This window comes from Azospirillum sp. B21 (assembly GCF_008364825.1).
GTDB lineage: Bacteria > Pseudomonadota > Alphaproteobacteria > Azospirillales > Azospirillaceae > Azospirillum.
On the sequence record NZ_VTTO01000003.1, the window covers coordinates 40010 to 58142 of the forward strand.

At 66.4% G+C, this 18133-nt stretch carries 18 protein-coding genes; 7 read left to right on the forward strand and 11 right to left on the reverse strand.

The genetic code is table 11. From position 1 onward, the window contains the following. Positions 1–32: 32 nt before the first annotated feature. Positions 33–878, forward strand: coding sequence for a CHAP domain-containing protein (locus FZ983_RS08405; RefSeq protein ID WP_149223132.1), 846 nt, complete (start codon positions 33–35; stop codon positions 876–878). Positions 879–1107: 229 nt separating this feature from the next. Here the strand turns inward: FZ983_RS08405 and ubiA are convergent, their stop codons facing one another. Next, complete coding sequence (gene ubiA / locus FZ983_RS08410) at positions 1108–2055, reverse strand: 4-hydroxybenzoate octaprenyltransferase (RefSeq protein WP_149223133.1); 948 nt, start codon at positions 2053–2055, stop codon at positions 1108–1110. A 232-nt stretch (positions 2056–2287) separates the two neighbouring features. Here ubiA and FZ983_RS08415 point away from each other — a divergent pair, with 232 nt between their 5' ends. From FZ983_RS08415 to FZ983_RS08425, 3 genes are all read left to right on the forward strand, one after another. Further along, positions 2288–2671, forward strand: a complete 384-nt coding sequence (locus FZ983_RS08415) for a response regulator (RefSeq protein WP_247883671.1) — start codon at positions 2288–2290, stop codon at positions 2669–2671. Between the two features lie 125 nt (positions 2672–2796). Beyond that, the gene (locus FZ983_RS08420; RefSeq protein WP_149223135.1) at positions 2797–3576 is read left to right on the forward strand and encodes a 16S rRNA (uracil(1498)-N(3))-methyltransferase; all 780 of its coding nucleotides are present in this window, start codon (positions 2797–2799) and stop codon (positions 3574–3576) included. 48 nt (positions 3577–3624) lie between these two features. After that, a complete protein-coding gene (locus FZ983_RS08425; protein WP_149223136.1) occupies positions 3625–4989 on the forward strand; it encodes a glutamate--cysteine ligase in 1365 nt (454 codons plus the stop codon). A 172-nt stretch (positions 4990–5161) separates the two neighbouring features. Here the strand turns inward: FZ983_RS08425 and fdxB are convergent, their stop codons facing one another. From fdxB to FZ983_RS08475, 10 genes are all read right to left on the reverse strand, one after another. Next, positions 5162–5455: a ferredoxin III, nif-specific gene (gene fdxB / locus FZ983_RS08430; protein WP_149223137.1), complete on the reverse strand. Its 294-nt coding sequence runs from the start codon at positions 5453–5455 to the stop codon at positions 5162–5164. A 57-nt stretch (positions 5456–5512) separates the two neighbouring features. Continuing rightward, positions 5513–5713 carry a CCE_0567 family metalloprotein gene (locus FZ983_RS08435; protein ID WP_014247078.1) on the reverse strand — a complete coding sequence of 67 codons (201 nt, stop codon included), beginning with the start codon at positions 5711–5713 and terminating at the stop codon, positions 5513–5515. A gap of 19 nt (positions 5714–5732) precedes the next feature. Then, positions 5733–6188, reverse strand: coding sequence for a NifX-associated nitrogen fixation protein (locus FZ983_RS08440; protein WP_149223138.1), 456 nt, complete (start codon positions 6186–6188; stop codon positions 5733–5735). A 2-nt stretch (positions 6189–6190) separates the two neighbouring features. Further along, the gene (gene nifX, locus FZ983_RS08445; RefSeq protein WP_149223594.1) at positions 6191–6589 is read right to left on the reverse strand and encodes a nitrogen fixation protein NifX; all 399 of its coding nucleotides are present in this window, start codon (positions 6587–6589) and stop codon (positions 6191–6193) included. Between the two features lie 38 nt (positions 6590–6627). After that, a complete protein-coding gene (gene nifN, locus FZ983_RS08450; RefSeq protein ID WP_149223139.1) occupies positions 6628–7998 on the reverse strand; it encodes a nitrogenase iron-molybdenum cofactor biosynthesis protein NifN in 1371 nt (456 codons plus the stop codon). Positions 7999–8003: 5 nt separating this feature from the next. Further along, the gene (gene nifE / locus FZ983_RS08455; RefSeq protein ID WP_149223140.1) at positions 8004–9410 is read right to left on the reverse strand and encodes a nitrogenase iron-molybdenum cofactor biosynthesis protein NifE; all 1407 of its coding nucleotides are present in this window, start codon (positions 9408–9410) and stop codon (positions 8004–8006) included. Positions 9411–9775: 365 nt separating this feature from the next. Continuing rightward, a complete protein-coding gene (gene nifK, locus FZ983_RS08460) occupies positions 9776–11335 on the reverse strand; it encodes a nitrogenase molybdenum-iron protein subunit beta (RefSeq protein WP_149223141.1) in 1560 nt (519 codons plus the stop codon). A 31-nt stretch (positions 11336–11366) separates the two neighbouring features. Next, complete coding sequence (gene nifD, locus FZ983_RS08465; protein WP_111065782.1) at positions 11367–12806, reverse strand: nitrogenase molybdenum-iron protein alpha chain; 1440 nt, start codon at positions 12804–12806, stop codon at positions 11367–11369. Between the two features lie 204 nt (positions 12807–13010). Next, on the reverse strand, positions 13011–13907 hold the full coding sequence (gene nifH / locus FZ983_RS08470; RefSeq protein WP_014247088.1) for a nitrogenase iron protein: 897 nt from the start codon (positions 13905–13907) through the stop codon (positions 13011–13013). 327 nt (positions 13908–14234) lie between these two features. Continuing rightward, positions 14235–15548 (reverse strand): hypothetical protein, encoded by a 1314-nt coding sequence (locus FZ983_RS08475; RefSeq protein WP_149223142.1) that lies wholly within the window; start codon positions 15546–15548, stop codon positions 14235–14237. 183 nt (positions 15549–15731) lie between these two features. Between FZ983_RS08475 and FZ983_RS08480 the strand changes: the two genes are divergently transcribed. The 3 genes from FZ983_RS08480 (at position 15732) to FZ983_RS08490 (ending at position 18046) form a co-directional block, all read left to right on the forward strand. Beyond that, positions 15732–16637, forward strand: coding sequence for an NAD(+)--dinitrogen-reductase ADP-D-ribosyltransferase (locus FZ983_RS08480; RefSeq protein WP_247883672.1), 906 nt, complete (start codon positions 15732–15734; stop codon positions 16635–16637). Positions 16638–16714: 77 nt separating this feature from the next. Further along, complete coding sequence (gene draG / locus FZ983_RS08485; RefSeq protein WP_149223143.1) at positions 16715–17623, forward strand: ADP-ribosyl-[dinitrogen reductase] hydrolase; 909 nt, start codon at positions 16715–16717, stop codon at positions 17621–17623. 3 nt (positions 17624–17626) lie between these two features. Next, positions 17627–18046: an ArsC/Spx/MgsR family protein gene (locus tag FZ983_RS08490; protein ID WP_149223144.1), complete on the forward strand. Its 420-nt coding sequence runs from the start codon at positions 17627–17629 to the stop codon at positions 18044–18046. Positions 18047–18133: the final 87 nt, after the last annotated feature.

The following is an 18133-nucleotide window of genomic DNA, read 5'->3' on the forward strand; positions in this document are numbered from 1 at the left end:
CACCAGGGGAAAACAGAGGGATTGGGGGAATCATGCGGCAGAGGGGAACCGCCATCGGCCTTTCGCTTGCGGCTTTGATCGCGCTCAGCCCCCTTACCGTGTCGACGGCTGCCGCACAAGACGGCGATTGCGTCCGCACCGTCCGCTCGATCTCCGATTTCACGATCCGCGGCGACGCCTGGACCTGGTGGGACCATGCCGCCGGCCAGTATGATCGCGACCAGCGCCCCGCCGTCGGCTCCGTCCTCGTCTTCAAGCGCACCGGCCATATGCGCCGTGGCCACGTCTCCCTGGTCAGCGCGGTGATCGACCGCCGCACCATCGAGGTCGACCACAGCTGGATCGATGGCGACGGGCTGCGCCGCGGCATGCGGGTGGTCGACGTTTCCCGCAACAATGACTGGTCCGCCGTCCGCGTCTGGCACGAGCCGACCGACCAGATGGGTCTGCGCGTCTACGCCGCCTACGGCTTCATCATGCCGGAGGGGGAAGAGGCTTCCCCGCGTGGCGGCCGGATGCTGGATGCCGGCGACCGCGGCATGGACCAGGGCTTCAGCAGCAGCCCGCGCGGCCGTGCCAAGGCCAATGGCCCGCGCATGATGGAAGCGTCGCTGCACCCGCAGAAGGGCGTCAGCGTCTCGGTCCCCGGCCGCAAGCCGCAGAGCCTTCCTGCCACCGCCGTCGCCTCCCATGCCAAGCCGCAGCGCACCGATGTCGCGGTGCTGCCGGTCCGCAAGCCGGGTGCCTCGCATGCCGCTCCGGCCCCGGTGACCGTTGCGGAAGTCACGGCTCCCGGCAGCCGCCGCACCGTCGCTCCCGGCCGCAAGCCGGGCGCCGGCAACTCCGTCGCCCAACTGGCCGACACCAGCGAACGCTGAGCGGGGGGAGGTTTTAGGGTTTCAAGTTTTTCGGAAGGGCGGGGCTTTGCTCCGCTCTTTTTGTTTTTGCGGGTTAGGGAGTGCCAACTCCGATTGCCCCCTCCCTAACCCTCCCCCGCCTCTGGCGGTGGAGGGGACTGCCGCCGTTTCGCGATAGGCACCCTCTCCCGCGAAGCGGGGGAGGGTTGGGGTGGGGGCACCGTCAGCCGACTCCCCCACCGGTGCACACCTAAATCTTCCCCGCCAGGATCGCCGCCAGGACCAGCCAGCCGAACCAGCGGTTGGACTTGAACTTGTCCAGGCAGTCGCCTTGATCATCCGGCCGCCATGTCGCCACCTGCCAGGCCAGTTGCAGTGCCGCCAGCGACAGCACCGGCAGGAACAGGCCGCCCAGACCAGCGAGACGGCCGGCGATGCCGATGCCGACATAAGTCAGAGTGTAGAAGCCGTAGATCCAGATCTTGCTCTGGTCGCCCAGACGCAGCGCGGTGGACTTCACGCCGATCCGGGCGTCGTCCTCCTTGTCCTGGTGGGCGTAGATGGTGTCGTACCCCAGCGTCCAGGCGATGCCGGTGACATAGAGCGCCACCGCCGGCCAGCCGACGTCATTCTGCACCGCGGCCCAGCCCATCAGGGCGCCCCAGTTGAAGGTCAGCCCCAGGAAGGCCTGCGGCCACCAGGTGATGCGCTTCATCAACGGATAGGTGAAGACCAGCGCCAGCGACAGCACGCCCAGCCCGATGGCCGTCATCCCCAGCTGGAGCAGGACCAGCAGCGACACCAACAGTTGAAGCACCAGGAACGCCAGGGCTTGGCGCACCGACACCTGACCCGACGGAATCGGGCGGGAGCGGGTGCGTTCCACCATAGCGTCGAACTTGCGGTCCAGGATGTCGTTGACGGTGCAGCCGGCACCGCGCATCAGCACCGCGCCGATCCCGAACAGCGCCATCAGCCAGAGCAGCGACGGCCAGTCGCGGAAGGGCTGCGGCATCGCCAGCGCCACGCTCCACCAGCAGGGGAACAGCAGCAGCCATGTCCCGATCGGACGGTCCAGCCGCGCCAGTGTGACATAGGGGCGCAAGGCGGCCGGCACACGGCGGGCAAGCCACCCGTCCTGGCGGATGTCGGTGAAGCCGGAGTTGGGAAGAGTGGGACCGGTGGAGGCGGTGGGCATGACGGCGGCGTTCCCGCTGTGCTATGGAGATGTCTGAACAGGCAATCAGCGCGAAGGTATCGGGCTGCCGTCCAGGCGGCAAGCACGCTGCCGTGGCCGGGTGCGAGGTGGGTACGGCGTAAGGCCCGGGCTGTCGCTATGGAAAATAGCAGGTCGGGGGCTTGCACGCGCCAAAATCGCACCAATACTGTTTCTTCGTTGTAACCTCAGCGGTCTGCTATCTTAAATGGACATGAATGCAACACCGGACCGTTTCGCCATCGTCATCGACGACGAGTCGATCATATTGGCCGGGATGGAGATCATGCTGGACACCTGGGGCTACCGGGTGCTGGCCGCCGAGGATGTGGAAACCATCCTGGCGAAGCTGCCGGGCTATCCGGTTCCGGACGTGATCCTGTCCGATTACCGGCTGCGCGACGGCTGGTCGGGCATCACCGCCGTGCGTGCGGTGCGCGAGGCCTGCGGTGTCGCGGTTCCCGCCATCATCCTGACAGGCGACACCGGTGCCGAGCTGATGGCCGCCGCCAAGGCCGAACAGGTGCGCATCCTGCACAAGCCCGTCCAGCCCAACGACCTGCGCCGTCAAATCGAGGCACTGATCGCCCCGGCGTGATCCTGCGGACCGCGGTGCCATCCGTTTTCCGCGCACCGCCCCTGCGCGTCTCCGTTGTCTCTGATGTGCTGACTTGCACGCCCGCAGCCGGCTATAGTCGGCGCCGCCCCGCGGAGACGACAGCCATGGCCGACCCGATCAAGACCCGCCTGTATGTGGACAGCCCGCTGGCCGAAGGCCAGTCGGTCGGGCTGGACCACGAGCGCGCCCATTTCCTGCGCCATGTCCTGCGGCTCGACCGTGGTGATCCGGTCGCCGTGTTCAACGGCCGCGACGGCGAATGGCGGGCGGTGATCGACGGCTTCGGCAAGGGCTGGTGCTCGCTGACCGTGGCGACCCGGCGGCGGGAACAGGACACGACCCCGGACCTCTGGCTGCTGTTTGCCCCGCTGAAGAAGGGCCGCATCGACTTCGTCGCCGAAAAGGCGACGGAGATGGGGATCTCCCGCCTCTGGCCGGTCTTCACCCGGCGCACCGATCCCAACCGCGTCAACATTGACCGGCTGCGCGCCAATGCGGTGGAGGCGGCCGAGCAGTGCGAGCGCCTGACCGTACCGGAGATGGGCGAGGCTATGCCGCTGGACCGCGTGCTGGCCAACTGGCCCGCCGACCGCCGGCTCTATCTGTGCGCGGAGGCCGGATCCGCCCGTCCCATCGCCGATGTGCTGCGCGACGCGCCGCCGGGTCCGGCGGCCTTGCTGGTCGGGCCGGAGGGCGGCTTCGACCAGTCGGAACTTGACGAACTCGTCAAACTCCCTTTTGTTGTTCCGGTGGGATTGGGTCCGCGCATCCTGCGGGCCGATACGGCGGTGGTGGCGGCGCTGGCTTGCTGGCAGTCCTTGGCCGGGGACTGGACTGCCGGGGGAAGCGACCGACGTCCGCCTTTCCGCGCGCCGACCCATTAACCGGCCGCCATCCGGCCGTTCCTCCGTCCACTTCCCGCGAGAGACTTCATGTCCGCACCCCCGACCACGCGCGGCGAACCCATCACCGACCGCCGCCAACTGGTGGCCTATCTCGAATCCGGCAGCAAGCCGGCGCCGGACTGGCGCATCGGGACCGAGCACGAGAAGTTCGCTTACCGCACCTCCGACCTGCGGCCGCTGCCCTATGACGGGCCGGACGGCATCCGCGAACTGCTGACCCGCATGACCCGCTTCGGCTGGCAGCCGGTGGAGGAGAAGGGCAACATCATCGCGTTGGTCCAGGACATGGCCAACATCACGCTGGAACCGGGCGGCCAGGTCGAGCTGTCGGGCGCGCCGCTGGAGACCCTGCACCAGACCTGCGCCGAGGTGCACCGCCACCTGCGCCAGGTGAAGGAGGTCGGGGCGGAGCTTGGCATCGCCATGATGGGGCTGGGCTTCCAGCCGAAATGGACGCGCGACGACATCCCCTGGATGCCCAAGGGCCGCTACAAGATCATGCGCGACTACATGCCGAAGGTCGGCTCGCTCGGCCTCGACATGATGACGCGGACCTGTACGGTGCAGGTCAACCTGGACTTCGCGTCCGAAGCGGACATGGTGAAGAAGTTCCGCGTGTCGCTGGCCCTGCAGCCGATCGCGACCGCGCTGTTCGCCATGTCGCCCTTCACGGAAGGCAAGCCGAACGGCTTCCAGAGCTTCCGCAGCCACATCTGGACCGACACCGACCCGGACCGTACCGGCGATATCCCCTTCGTGTTCGAGGACGGCTTCGGCTTCGAACGCTATGTCGACTATCTGCTCGACACGCCGATGTACTTCGTCTATCGCGACGGCGTTTACATCGACGCGGCCGGCCAGTCCTTCCGCGACTTCATGGACGGCAAGCTGCCGGCCCTGCCGGGCGAGGTGCCGCTGATCACCGACTGGGCCGACCACACCACCACGGCCTTCCCGGAAGTGCGGCTGAAGAAGTATCTGGAAATGCGCGGCGCCGACGGCGGCCCGTGGCGCAGCCTGTGCGCCCTGCCGGCCTTGTGGGTCGGGCTGCTCTACGATCAGGTGGCGCTGGATGCGGCCTGGGATCTGGTGAAGGACTGGACGACGGAGGAGCGCGCGCATCTGCGCGCCGAGGTGCCGCGGTCGGGCCTGCGCACGACGTTCCGCAATGGGACGGTGCGCGACGTGGCGCTGGAGGTTGTGGCGATCGCCCGCGACGGTCTGGCACGCCGCGCCCGCAACGACAATTGGGGCGACGACGAGACCCACTTCCTCGACACGCTGCAGGTCATCGCCGAGACCGGCCGCAGCCCCGCCGACGAGCTTCTGGAGAAGTTCAACGGCCCCTGGGGCGGCAGCGTCGATCCGGTGTTCAAGGAGTATGCGTACTGAGGGGAGTGGGGGCTTTGCCGAGGTGAGGCCCCCTCCCTAACCCTCCCCCACCTTCGGTGGGAGAGGGGACTGCCGCCCCACTGCGACCAACTCCCTCTACCGCCGAAGGCGGGGGAGGGAAGGGGCCCAAGCTGTAAAGCTTGGGAAGGGAGGGGGCACCCGGGCGAGGCCCCTAAGCCGCAACCGCCACATGCGTGATGCAGCTCTTCGAGCACACCTTGGAGCAGCTTTCGCAGCCGATGCAGTTGGCCGCGGTCTCGACCGCCATCACCTTCTTCTCGGCCTCGTCGTCGAAGGCGTCGACGATGTCGCCGTCCTCGGTCAGGCCGATCATGTTCAGCACGCCGCGGCCGCAGACCTTGAAACAGCGGCCGCAGCCGATGCACTGCTTCTGATCGATGGTCTCGACGAATTTCGGGGTCCAGCTCTGACCACCCCGGGTGGTGCCGGTCACGAACTCAGCCATGGGAATGCTCCTCTCGGGAAAGGCTGCGCCTAAGCTTTTCTTGAAAGATTGAGGGGGTTAGGCCTTCTCCAGCGCCTTCAGCGCCGCCCGCTTCTCGGTCAGGGTCTTGAAGGCGTCGTAAGTTTCCTGCGCCACTGTCAGGATGCTCTGCCAGTTCTGCGGAAGCTCTTCCGACAAATCGTGCAAATCCATCTTCTTCTGCGTGGCGCGGGCGTTCAGCTTCTTGATCTCGTCCTTCAGGGCGTCGATGTCGCTCATGGTCGTGCTCCCGCGAAGCTCAGAGGTTTGCGACCTCGGGGTATTCCCGGATCAGCGCGACGGCATCCTCGACCAGCTTGGCGCCGTCGGCCGCCAGCTTTTCGATGCTGGGGAAGCCGAAGCGGTGGACGTCGCGCAGGGTTTTCGACACCACAACCAGCCGGCCGGTGGTCAGGATCATGCGGCCGAAGCCCTCGTGGCTCATCTTCATCATCGGCGAGGCCATCATGCCGGTCTGCTTCTCGACCGTGACGCCGACCGCCTTGTAGAACAGCTCCAGCCGCCACAGCGTATCGGGGTCAGGGTCGCCGATGATCGGGATGGCGGCGCGGGCCTCCTTGTCCAGGATGAAGGGGGCGAGCAGAGCCTCGTCCGGCTTGCCTTCCCAGGCGCCATAGCTGTCCTCGGCGCGGAACAGCAGGACCAGCGTCTTCACGAACTGGTCGGCGACCGACAGTTCAGCCACATCAGCCATGCTCAGACCTCCTCTTCATCGAAATGGAATTCGGGCGTTTCGCCCATCGCCTTGCGCAGCCAGGGCGGCGGGTTGCCGTTCAGCGTCTGGACCAGCTTGTCGAGCAGAGCCGGGATGGTCTCACTGGCCTCGACCTTCACCGGATGGATCTTCTTCGCCACCACGCGGGCGGCGGCCGATGCGCCGATGGCCGACAGGTAGACGATGGCGACGTCGGACAGCGCTTCCAGCTTGGGCACCAGCTTGTCCTCGTTGCCGTCCTCGAACATCGAGCCGCCGAACTGGAAGGTCTCCAGAAAGGCATGGCCCTGGCGGTCGACCCGGTAGACGGCGATGTTCTTGGCCCAGCCGAAATGCGCATCGACGTGCTGCATGTCCTGGGTGCAGAAAGCGACCTTCATCGATCCTCCTTTGGTCGGGCGTGGGTCCTGCACCACGCTCAGACGGCGTTGCATCCGCATGATCCGCCTCCGCAGCCGTGCGATTCCCCGTGGTCGTGGCTCTCGTGGTCCATCTCGCGGGCGAGGAACAGGTTGCCGATCTCGCACAGCAGCTCGCGCGTGCCGCGGTAGCCGACCTGGACGCGCAGACCCGCGCCGAGCCGGTCGAACATCGGCAGTCCCATGCGGTGCAGCGGCACGCCGATCCGCGCCGCACCCTGTCGCCCGTGCGAGTTGGAGACGATCAGGTCGGCGTCGCGGGCCAGAGTCTCCAGGTCGGAATGGTCGCCGACCATGATGGTGGCGGCCTTCAGCCGCTCCAGCACCGGGCTTTGCGTCGGCGACACCGCGGCCACCACCTCGGCCCCCATGTCGGCGAGGAAGCCGGTCACGGCGTAGAGCAGGTCGGGTTCCAGGGCCACGGCGATGCGCTTGCGGCTGAAGAAGAAATGCCCGTCCAGCATGGCGTCGACCAGGGCTTCACGCTGGCGCCGCAGCCGGGCCGGCGCCGGCTTGCCCGACAGCTCCATCAGCAACCGGATCAGCTTGTCCGACGCCTCCAGCCCGGTCAGGCGGCTGAAGAAGTGGCTGGGCACGTCGGTCTTCAGCTCCAGCGCGTTGCCGGCCACCCGCATATGCTCGCCGACGACGATGGTGGCGGCCGAGGCGCCCATGGCGCGGATCTGGTCCACCGTCACGCCGCCCAGCGAGGTGGCGGTGAAGTCGGTCGGCTGGCGGCCGGACATCGACAGCGACAGGTCGGGCAGCATGATCGGCGACAGGCCGAAACCCTCGATGATGTCGCGCAGTTCCTCCACGTCGCCGGGCGACAGGTGGCTGCCGGCCAGCACATTGACCTGGGTCGGGATGCGCACCGGCGACGGTTCGACCAGCCGCTCCACCATGGCGGTGACCGCGGTGGCGAAGCCGTCCTCAAAGCCGCCGGCGAAGTCGGGGGTGTTGGCGAAGACCAGGGCGGTGCCGGCCATGTCGGGGTTGCGCTGGCGGAACAGCGTGTACTGGCCGCCCATGTCCTCGCCCTTGGTCTCGGTAACGCCGGTGGTGGCGACGCCGATCATGGCGGGCTTGTTGCGTTCGACGATGGTGCGGATCGCCTGTTCCAGATTGTCGTAGCCGCCGAGGATGGTGGAGACCTGATCCATCGCCGTGGTCTGCAGCGGGATCGCCTCGCGAAAATGGCGGACCAGCAGCACCAGCCCGAAGGCAGTGCAGCCCTGCGAGCCGTGGAACAGCGGCAGGCAGCGGTCGACCCCGAGATAGGCGAGCGCCGCGCCCAACGGCTGGCTCATCTTCAGCGGGTTGGTCGAGGCGGCCTTGGCGGCGGAGGGGAAGCGCTGGATGTGGGACATCGGCCTTACTCCGCCGCCAGAAGGGTGGAGGACGGACCGGACTCCCACGGCGCCGGCTGGCGGACTTGGCCCCAGATCGGGTTGGACAGCGTCTTGTCGATCTCCTCGCAGAGATTGACGATGCCGTCATAGCCGGCATAGGCGTGGTGGCGCTCCTGGTTGATGTCGAGCCAGGGAACCTTGGCCTTCAGCGAGATGAACTGCGACCGGCCGCCGGACATCATGATGTCGGCCTGATCGTCGGCCAGCATCTTGTAGATGTCGCGCGGCTTCAGGTCGTCCCATTGGTGGAACTCCTCGCCCTTCATCTTCCTGATGCGTTCCTTGTCTTCCTTGGTCGATTTCTTGGTGGAGGTGCCGAGAATGGTCAGGCCTGCGCCTTCCAGCGCGCTGACCATCGACCAGCTCTTGACCCCCCCGGTGAACAGCAGGACGCGCTTGCCCTCGAATCGCGGCTTGTAGGGTTCCAGACGCCGCCAGACGCGGCTCTCTTCCCGCGCGATCACGCCCTCCGCCCGGTCGATCAGCGCCTTGTCGGCACCGCGCTCCACCAGCATGCGGGCCATGGTGCGCAGCGTGTCCGACATGTCGGAGACGCCGTAGAAGGATCCCTCGAAATAGGGGATGCCGTAGCGCTCCTGCATCTTGCGGCCGACATTCACCAGCGCCTGGCTGCACACCATCATGGTGACGCGGGCACGGTGGGCCTGCGCCACCTCGTTGTAACGGCCGTCGCCGGAGATGCAGGACAAGAGGCGGATGCCGATCTCGTCGAGCAGCGGCTTGACCAGCCACAGCTCGCCGGCGAGGTTGTATTCGCCGATGATGCAGACGTCGGTGGGCGTGGTGTAGTCCGGCTCCACCGTGCCGATGACATGGTCGAGCAGGGCTTCGCCGGCCAGCTTGTTGCCGAGATTCTTCGACCCGACGAAGCCCGGCGCGTCGACCGGGATCACCGGCTTGCCCAGCTTCTGCGTCGCGAACTTGCAGACCGCGGCGATGTCGTCGCCGGTCATGGCGGGCACGCAGGTCTGATAGACGAAGACGGCCGGCGGGTCGTATTGCTGAACGATCTCCTTGATGGCGCGATAGAGCTTCTTCTCGCCGCCGCCGATGACGTCCAGTTCCGACAGGTCGGTGGTGAAGCCGGTGCGGTAGAGCTGCGACCCCGACGACCGGGTGCCGCGGTTGTCCCATGCATTGCCCAGGCAGGCGATCGGGCCGTGCACCAGATGGGCGGCGTCGGCGATCGGCTGCAGCACGATCATCGCGCCGTCATAGGCGCAGCCGCCGGCCGCCGCCCCCGGCTTCAGCGACTTGGTGCAGCCCTTCTTCTTCTCCTTGGCCGATTTGGCCTGGTTGGTCGCGCAGCCCGGTTCGTTGAAGACGTCCTGGATCTTGTCCTGGAGCATGCCCGCTCTCCCATCCTGGCGCCGGAAATGGCTCTGCGGAGATGAAATGCAGGCGGCGTGCCAGAGGATAAAGGATTGATTGAAAAGGATTGTCCGATTTTTCTGCCCTGTCTGATAGCTGACAATCGGCCGGCTTCGCGGAGAGCTTGTCGGGTGTCTCACATCGCATCGGCCGGCTCCTGAAGGCCGGCGTGCGGGGGCGGAGACGGCTCCGCATGCACAAAAAGAAAGCCCGGAGCTCGCCGTCGTCGACGCTCTCCGGGCTGGGGAGGTTGCCGTTGGGCCGGGGGGATGGAGACCCCGGCCCAACGGGTAGGCTGGAACCGATGCGTGATCCGATGCCTGGGGTGCCGCCGGCGTGCCGGTCAGCGGATCAGGTCGAACGAGTAGTCGGTCTGGCCGACGATGTTGGTGTTGGCGTCGATGTCCTCGAAGATCCGGTCGAGGATCCGCACCAGCACGTTCAGCGCGCCCTGGTAGCCCCAGGTCGGGTAGCGGTGGTGGTGATGGCGGTCGAAGATCGGGTAGGTCAGGCGGATCAGCGGAACCTTGGTGTCGCGCTCCAGATACTTGCCGTAGCTGTTGCCGATGATGTAGTCCACCTTGTCGGTGAAGATCAGCGAGCGCAGGTGCCACAGGTCCTTGCCGCCATGGGCCGCACCCGAGGCGCCGAAGGGCGAGCCGTCCAGCACCTTCTGGACCTGCTTCTCCCACTTCTTGGAACCCGACGTCGACAGGATGTGCACCGGCTCGGCACCCAGCTCCAGCAGGAACTTGGTCATGCCCAGGCAGAAGTCCGGGTCGCCGTAGACGGCGAAGCGCTTGCCGTGCAGGTGGGTGTGGCTGTCGGCGATGGCGTCGACCAGACGGCCGCGCTCCAGCTTCAGGCTGGCCGGGACCGGCTTGCCCGACAGTTCCGCCAGCTTCAGCAGCAGCTCGTCGGTGGCGGTGACGCCCATCGGGTAGTTGAACTTGGCGACGTCCTGGCCCTTTTCCTTGCAGAACTGCAGAGTCTGGGTGGTGTTGTACTCCTGCATGGAGATGGTGGCCTTGGCGTGCAGGGCCTCCTTGGTCTCCTCGATGGTGGTGCCGCCGTCATACATGCGGTACTCGCCATCCATCGGCGTGTCGAAGTTGTCGGACACGTCGGACAGAATTTGCAGCTTCAGGCCGAATTCGCCGGCGATGCGCTTCAGTTCGCGGTTGTTGCCGACGGCGAAACCGTCGAAGCCCGGGATCAGGTTGATCTGCTCGGTCTTGGGCGTGTCGAAATTCTCCGAATTGCCCCAGAAGTTGGACAGAATGCCCTTGATCATGTTGTCGTAGCCGACGATGTGGCTGCCGACAAAGGCCGGGGTGTGGGCGAATGGCACCGGGAAGTCGGCCGGTACGCTTTCCTTGTTCTTCGCGTTGGCGATGAAGCCCTGCAGGTCGTCGCCGATGACTTCGGCCATGCAGGTGGTCATCACCGCGATCATCTTCGGCTTGTAGAGCGCATAGGCGTTCGCCAAGCCGTCGATCATGTTGTTCAGGCCGCCGAACACCGCCGCGTCTTCCGTCATCGACGAGGAGACCGCGCTGTTCGGCTCCTTGAAGTGGCGGGTCAGGTGGGTGCGGTAATAGGCGACGCAGCCCTGGGAGCCGTGGACGAAGGGCAGGGTGCCCTCGAAGCCCTGGGCGGCGAACATCGCGCCGATCGGCTGGCAGGCCTTGGTCGGGTTGATGACGACCGCTTCACGGGCGAAGTTCTTCGCCTTGTAGTCCTCGGACTTGGTCCATTCGGAGACGCGGGCGACTTCCTCGTCCGAATGGCCGTACTCGAACTCGGTCTTCTTCTTCTCGAACATCGCCGCATATTCGGGCTGCCGGAAGAGGGTGTAGTGGTCGAGGACCTTGTCGGCGCTCTGCGAAAGCTTGTCGGTCATTCTCAAATTCTCCTGTTCCAGAGGCCGATGGTCAGAACGGGGCCTTCATCACGCCCCAGACGGGGTTGTTGATGGCCAGGTCCATGTCGCGGGCGAAGATCGCGAAGCCGTCATAGCCGTGGTACGGGCCGGAGTAGTCCCAGCTGTGCATCTGGCGGAACGGCAGGCCCATCTTCTGGAACACGTACTTTTCCTTGATGCCCGACGCGACGAGGTCGGGACGCATCGCCTCGACGAACTTCTCCAGTTCGAACGCGGTGACGTCGTCGTAGATCAGCGTGCCTTCCTTCACGTAGTGGGGCGTGCGCTGATAGTCGTCGTTGTGGGCGAACTCGTAACCGGTGCCGATGATCTCCATGCCCAGGTCGTGATAGGCATCGACGACGTGGCGGGGACGCAGGCCGCCGACGTAGATCATGACCTTCTTGCCGTCCAGCCGCGGCTTGTATTTGGCGATGACGGCATCGACCATCGGCTGGTAGCGGGCGATGACCTTCTCGGCGTTCTCCTTGATCTTGTCGTCGAAGAGAGCGGCGATCTTGCGCAAGGATTCGGCGATCTGGCTCGGGCCGAAGAAGTTGTATTCCATCCAAGGAATATTGTACTTCTCTTCCATGTGACGCGCGATGTAGTTCATCGAGCGGTAGCAGTGGATCAGGTTGACCTTGGCCTTCGGCGTGTTCTCCAGCTCGGCCATCGTGCCGTCGCCCGACCACTGGGCGATCACGCGCAGGCCGATCTCCTCCAGCAGGATGCGGGACGACCAGGCGTCGCCGCCGATGTTGTAGTCGCCGATGATGGTGACGTCATAGGGAGTGGAGACGAAGTCGGCCTTGGGTTCCGTTTTCTCGAACACCCAGTCGCGGATGGCGTCGTTGGCGATGTGGTGGCCCAGCGACTGGGACACGCCGCGGAAGCCTTCGCAGCGCACGGGGATGACCGGCTTGCCGATTTCCGCCGACTTGGCGCGGGCGACAGCCTCGATATCGTCGCCGATCAGGCCGATCGGGCATTCCGACTGGATCGAGATGCCGTTCACCAGCGGGAACAGCTCGTTGATTTCCTCGATGACCTTGTGCAGCTTCTTGTCGCCGCCGAAGACGATGTCCTTCTCCTGGAAGTCGGAGGTGAAGTGCATCGTGCCCCAGCTGTCCACGCCGGTGTCGCCGATGTAGTAGTTGCGGCGGCCGGACCAGGAGTAGTAGCCGCAGCCGACCGGCCCGTGGGAGATGTGGATCATGTCCTTGATCGGACCCCACACCACGCCCTTGGAACCGGCATAGGCGCAGCCGCGGATCGTCATGACGCCGGGGATGGACTTGACGTTCGACTTGACGCCGCAGTCCTTGGCCTCGGCCTCCAGCACGTTCAGGTGCTTGGCGCGGCGCTTGCGGGACTTTTCGGGATAGGCTTCGAGGACTTCGTTGACGAGGTTCTTGACGTCGACCGTGGTGTTCTCGGACAGGCTCATAGCCGGCCTCCTGCTTGAATATTCCGCGCCGCTTCAGCGCGTGACCGAGCCCCTCCCTCCCACGCCGACGTCGCCCGGCCGGAACCGGTGGGCAGTCGTTGGGTCGACGTCGTGCGGGGCTGGGGAAAAGGGCCAGTGTTCAGGCGGTCCCCCCTGCGCCGATGGGGCAGGGGGGCCGGTAGGCAACCGTCGCTACGCCCGGGATCAGGCGCCGGCCTTCGCCGCTTCCTTGGCAGCCAGCTCGGCGAGCTGCTGCTCCTCGGTCTTCATGATGCCGAAGTCCATCAGCATCTCTTCCAGCTCTTCCATGGTGATCGGGGTCGGGATGCAACCCTGGCCGGAGTTCGCGTGGATCTTGTTGGCGAGCGCGCGGTATTCGCCGGCCTGCTTGCTGTCCGGGGCGTACTCGATGACCGTCATGCGGCGCAGCTCGGCGTGCTGGACGATGTTGTCGCGCGGCACGAAATGGATCAGCTTGGAACCCAGGCGCTTGGCCAGCGCGTCGGCCAGATCCCATTCCTTGTCCGTCTGACGCTCGTTGCAGATCAGGCCGCCCAGGCGCACGCCGCCGCTGTGCGCGTATTTCAGGATGCCCTTGGCGATGTTGTTGGCGGCGTACAGCGCCATCATCTCGCCGGACATGACGATGTAGATTTCCTGGGCCTTGTTCTCGCGGATCGGCATGGCGAAGCCGCCGCAGACCACGTCGCCCAGCACGTCGTAGGACACATAGTCCACGTCGTCGTAGGCGCCGTTCTCTTCCAGGAAATTGATCGAGGTGATGACGCCGCGGCCGGCGCAGCCGACGCCCGGCTCCGGACCGCCGGACTCGACGCACTTGATGCCCTGGTAGCCGACCTTGAGGACGTCCTCGAGTTCCAGATCCTCGACCGAACCGGCTTCGGCGGCCAGATGCAGGACGGTGTCCTGGGCCTTTGCGTGCAGGATCAGACGGGTCGAGTCGGCCTTCGGATCGCAGCCGACGATCAGGATCTTCTGATCCAGCTCGACCAGCGCGGCCAGCGTGTTCTGAGAGGTGGTGGACTTGCCGATACCGCCCTTGCCGTAAAAGGCGATCTGACGCAGAGGCGCTTTGGCCATGTGGGTCGCTCCTGTGCTTGGGTCGTGGGGACTTTGCTTCGATCCGGTGCGGCCGGTTCGTGGCCGCTTCGGATTTCATGGATTGCACGACCCGTGCCAGAGCGGTGTATTTCGATAAGATATTGAAAGCATTGCGTTATTTATTGTGGCGACGCGTGCCGTCTCTTTGTCGGGGTCCCGACACACACGACAAAGCCCGACATTTTGTCGGGTCTTTATGGGGGAGGTTCTGTTGGTGAGGTGTCGGCTTTCGAAAGCCCCCACCCCGACCCTCCCCCGCCCAGCGGGGGAGGGTCGGGGTGGGGGCAATACATCGCAGAGGCTATCCTATCGCCCCTCGCCCAAGGCCTCGCTCGCTACCACGATGCGCAGCGCCAGTTCTTCCACCGCCTCGTCGCGGTCCATGTCGTAGAGAAGCTGCGCCAGCAGCCGGCCGCGCGCCACCAGACGGCGGGCCAATGCCGGATCGGCGGGCTTCGCCAGCAACGCCTCGACCAGCCGTTCGCCGGTCAGGCGGGCCAGCGCGTCGCAGCGCTCGACCAGCCGCTGCTTCAGCGTGTCCACGGCGGCAGGGCGGCCGGCGTGGGTCAGGTCGGCGCAGAAATGGTGCAGGCTGCGCAGCTGGCGCAGCAGGGCCGCGAACAGAAGGTCGTCCAGATCGCCGCCGGCCGCGGCCCTGCCGACGAGATCGAACAATGTGTCGGAAAGCCGCCATGCCGCCGACAGCCAGTCGTTCATCGCCTTGCGGTCGGCCGGCTCGACGAAGGGTCCGGACTCCTCCTTCGTCTCCTCCTGGTCGTCCAGGTTGCGAAGCGCGATGACGATCAGCCCATCGGCCTGGGCGAGCGTAGCGAGGCTGGCATGAAGCGCCTTCAGCCCGCGATCGGCGACGAACCCCTCGATCGCCTCGGTGGCACGGTGCAGGGAATAGCGGGCAAGCCGGCGCGACTGATAGACGACGTCCTGCAACGCACTGCCGCCGCCCAGCGCCTCCAGCACCATCCGCCGCACCTCGAAGCGCAGCAGGGCGCGGGCCAGCCGGTCGATGCCGCCGACGTCGATGGGGCGGCGGTCCTTGGTCAGCGCGTCGGCGGTGGCGCGGGCGTCGGTCTCGATGGCGCCGATCACCGCCTGGAGGTGACCCTTGCCGCCGCCGCGCATCCGGCCGACCAACGCCCGCATCGCCTCGGCAAGGTCGATGGCGCTGGGCAGGCTTTCCTCATGGGCGGTGCGGCCGGTCACCAGCCGGTCGATCAGATGGTCGCGCACCCCCGGCAGCAGCACGTCGGTGACGATCTGCCCGATCGGCCGCAGCAGCGCTTCCAGCATCCGGCCCGGCGGCTGGCCGGCCAGTCCCGGCAGCGGGTTGACCGGCTTGGGCACCAGCCTTGGCCGGTGCGGCTCCAGCAGCTCCAGCACCGCGTCGCCGCGCAGCGGGGTGATGGTGCCGCGCAGAAACTGCGCGAGACGCAGGGCCGTCCGCGCCTCGGCGATGCCGCGTGGCGGGAGGCCGTCGGGTGCTGGCGGAGCGGCCGGTGCGGGCTGGGGAGAGGGTGGGGGCGTCCGGACAAGCGTCTGCGTCGGCACCGGCGGGGTGCGCCGGCGCCGGCTGTCGTCGTACTTGGTCGGCCAGAAGGCCATGCGGGTGCCGCCGGATCGTAAGCGTCGCTGTACTGAGTATGGGGACGGACCGTTCGGCTTCAAACGGACAATGTTGCGACATGGGGCGATGAGGCCCTCTGCCGGCCTTCTGCCGGCTTCGCTGCTCAAGGCTTGGCACGCGCCCGCTTATACAATATCCATATAGGAAGTAATGTTATTCGGATGGAGTGGATCGGCGTGGCGGATGGGGTGGCGACACAGGATGCGGGCGGTCGGACGATGGAGCCCGATGCGCCCCCTGACTCCCCACTGGCCCTTCGCGCCCACCGCACCAACCTCGTCAATATTCCGGCCGCCACGCTGTGCGGCGAAGCCTACAACGACGAGCCGCGGCGCCTGCGCATCGGCGCCACCCGCAGCGAACACGCAGCATTGTTCGAGGCGCTGGACGAAAGCCCCGACGCGCTGACCGCATCGGACGTTTTCCAGCGTTACATGGCCGAACTGTTCGGGGTGAACCCGGATTTTTCCGGGGCGGAGGGACCGGACGGCAAGCGGCGCTTCCGCGCCAGCTACCTGCGCCTGCTGAAGGGCTGGATGTTCGACAGCAACCGGGCGGAAGGCGCGGTGCTGAAGGGCTGGGTGGAGAGCCGCTTCGGACTGCTGCCGACCTTCCATGGCGAACCGATCCGCCGCTTCGCCTCCGACGCCTGGACCGCCTATGGCGAGCAGAAGCAGTCGACCCGCTTCCACAACAACAACATCCACCTGCAGCTCGACCTCTTGTACGAGTTCTGCCAGTGGACAATCCGACGCGGCTGGCCCGATGCGCCGATGCCGAACTGGGCCTCGCACATCCGGCTGTATCGCGGCGTCAACGATTTCGAGGAACACCACATCCTCGCGCGGCCGGACCGGCGCACTGCGGTGCTGCGGCTGAACAACCTGTGTTCCTTTTCCATCGACCGCGACATCGCCGGCCAGTTCGGCGACTACATCCTCGACGCCTGGGTGCCGCTGCCCAAGGTCGTCTTCTTCCGCGACATTCTGCCACGCTACCCCTTCCAAGGCGAAGGGGAGTATCTGGTGATCGGCGGGGATTACCGGGTGGGTGTGTCGCTTCTCTGACAACCTCACGTCCGGCGGCGGCCTGATGGCCGGTACGCCGGGCGCACCAGGAAAGGGCGGGCATTTCGCCCCATGGCATGACCGATCCCAAGATTCTGACCGCGCAAATACGTTCCAGGGCGCTCGGCGCCTATCTCGGCCTCGCCTGCGGCGACGCGCTGGGGGCGACCGTGGAGTTCCTGACCAAGGGCGAGATCGCCCACCAGTACGGCGTCCACAAGCACATCAAGGGCGGCGGCTGGCTGAAGCTGCCGGCCGGGCAGGTGACCGACGACACGGAGATGTCGCTGCATCTCGGCCGCGCCATCCTGTCCGCACCCGATTGGGACGCCCGCCGCGCCGCGGAGGAGTTCGCAATCTGGCTGAAATCGGTGCCGGTCGATGTCGGCGACACGACGCGCCGCGGTATCCGCCGCTTCATCATGCACGGCACGCTGGAGGAGCCGGAATCGGAATACCACGCCGGCAACGGTGCCGCGATGCGCAACCTGCCGGTGGCGCTGGCGACACTGGGCGACGATGCGGCGTTCGAACGCTGGTCGGTGGAACAGTCGCACATCACCCACTGCAACCAACTGTCGGATTCCGCGGTGATCGCGCTGGGACGGATGGTGCGCCGGCTGGTGCTCGGCGGCGGCGTCGTCGCCGCCCGGGAGGAGGCGAACGCCCTGATCGCCAAGCACCGGCAGTTCAAGTTCCAGCCCTACCGCGGCCTGTCGACGGCCTTTGTGGTCGATACGGTGCAGACCGTCTTCCACTATTACTTCCAGACCGATTCGGTCGAATCCTGCGTGGTGGAGACGGTGAATCAAGGCGGCGACGCCGACACCACCGGCGCCATCGCCGGCATGCTGGCCGGCGCCACCTATGGTGTCGAGTCGATCCCGCCGCGCTGGCTGCGCAAGCTGGACCGCAAGGTCTACGACGAGATTTGTCAGCAAACCGACGCGCTGCTGGCGCGCGCGCCGCTGTTCCAGGGGAGATGAGCGATGGCTGATGTGGTGTTCTTCGAGAAGCCCGGCTGCGGCGGCAATGCCCGCCAGAAGGCCCTGCTGGAGCAGGCCGGTCACCGGGTGATCGCCCGTGACCTGCTGGGCGAGCCCTGGACGCCGGAGACGCTGCGCCCCTTCTTCGGCGACCGGCCGGTGGCGGACTGGTTCAACCGCGCCGCCCCGGCGGTGAAGAGCGGGGAGGTGGTGCCGGAGGCAATGGACGAGGCGTCGGCGCTGGCCGCGATGGTCGAACGCCCGCTGCTGATCCGCCGCCCGCTGATGCAGGTCGGCGATCGCCGGGATTGCGGGTTCGAGACCGGGCGGGTGGACGCTTGGATCGGGCTGGATGGCGTAGCGGCAGCGGGGAAGATTGAGGGGTGTCTGCGACCGGACATGCCGCCCTGTCCGAAGCCATAAGGACCCAAACCCTGACGTGCATAGGCGCGCGTGCCATGTCAACGCGTGACCTCGCCCGCCACCTGTCGTAGCTTGTCGCCCCCAAGG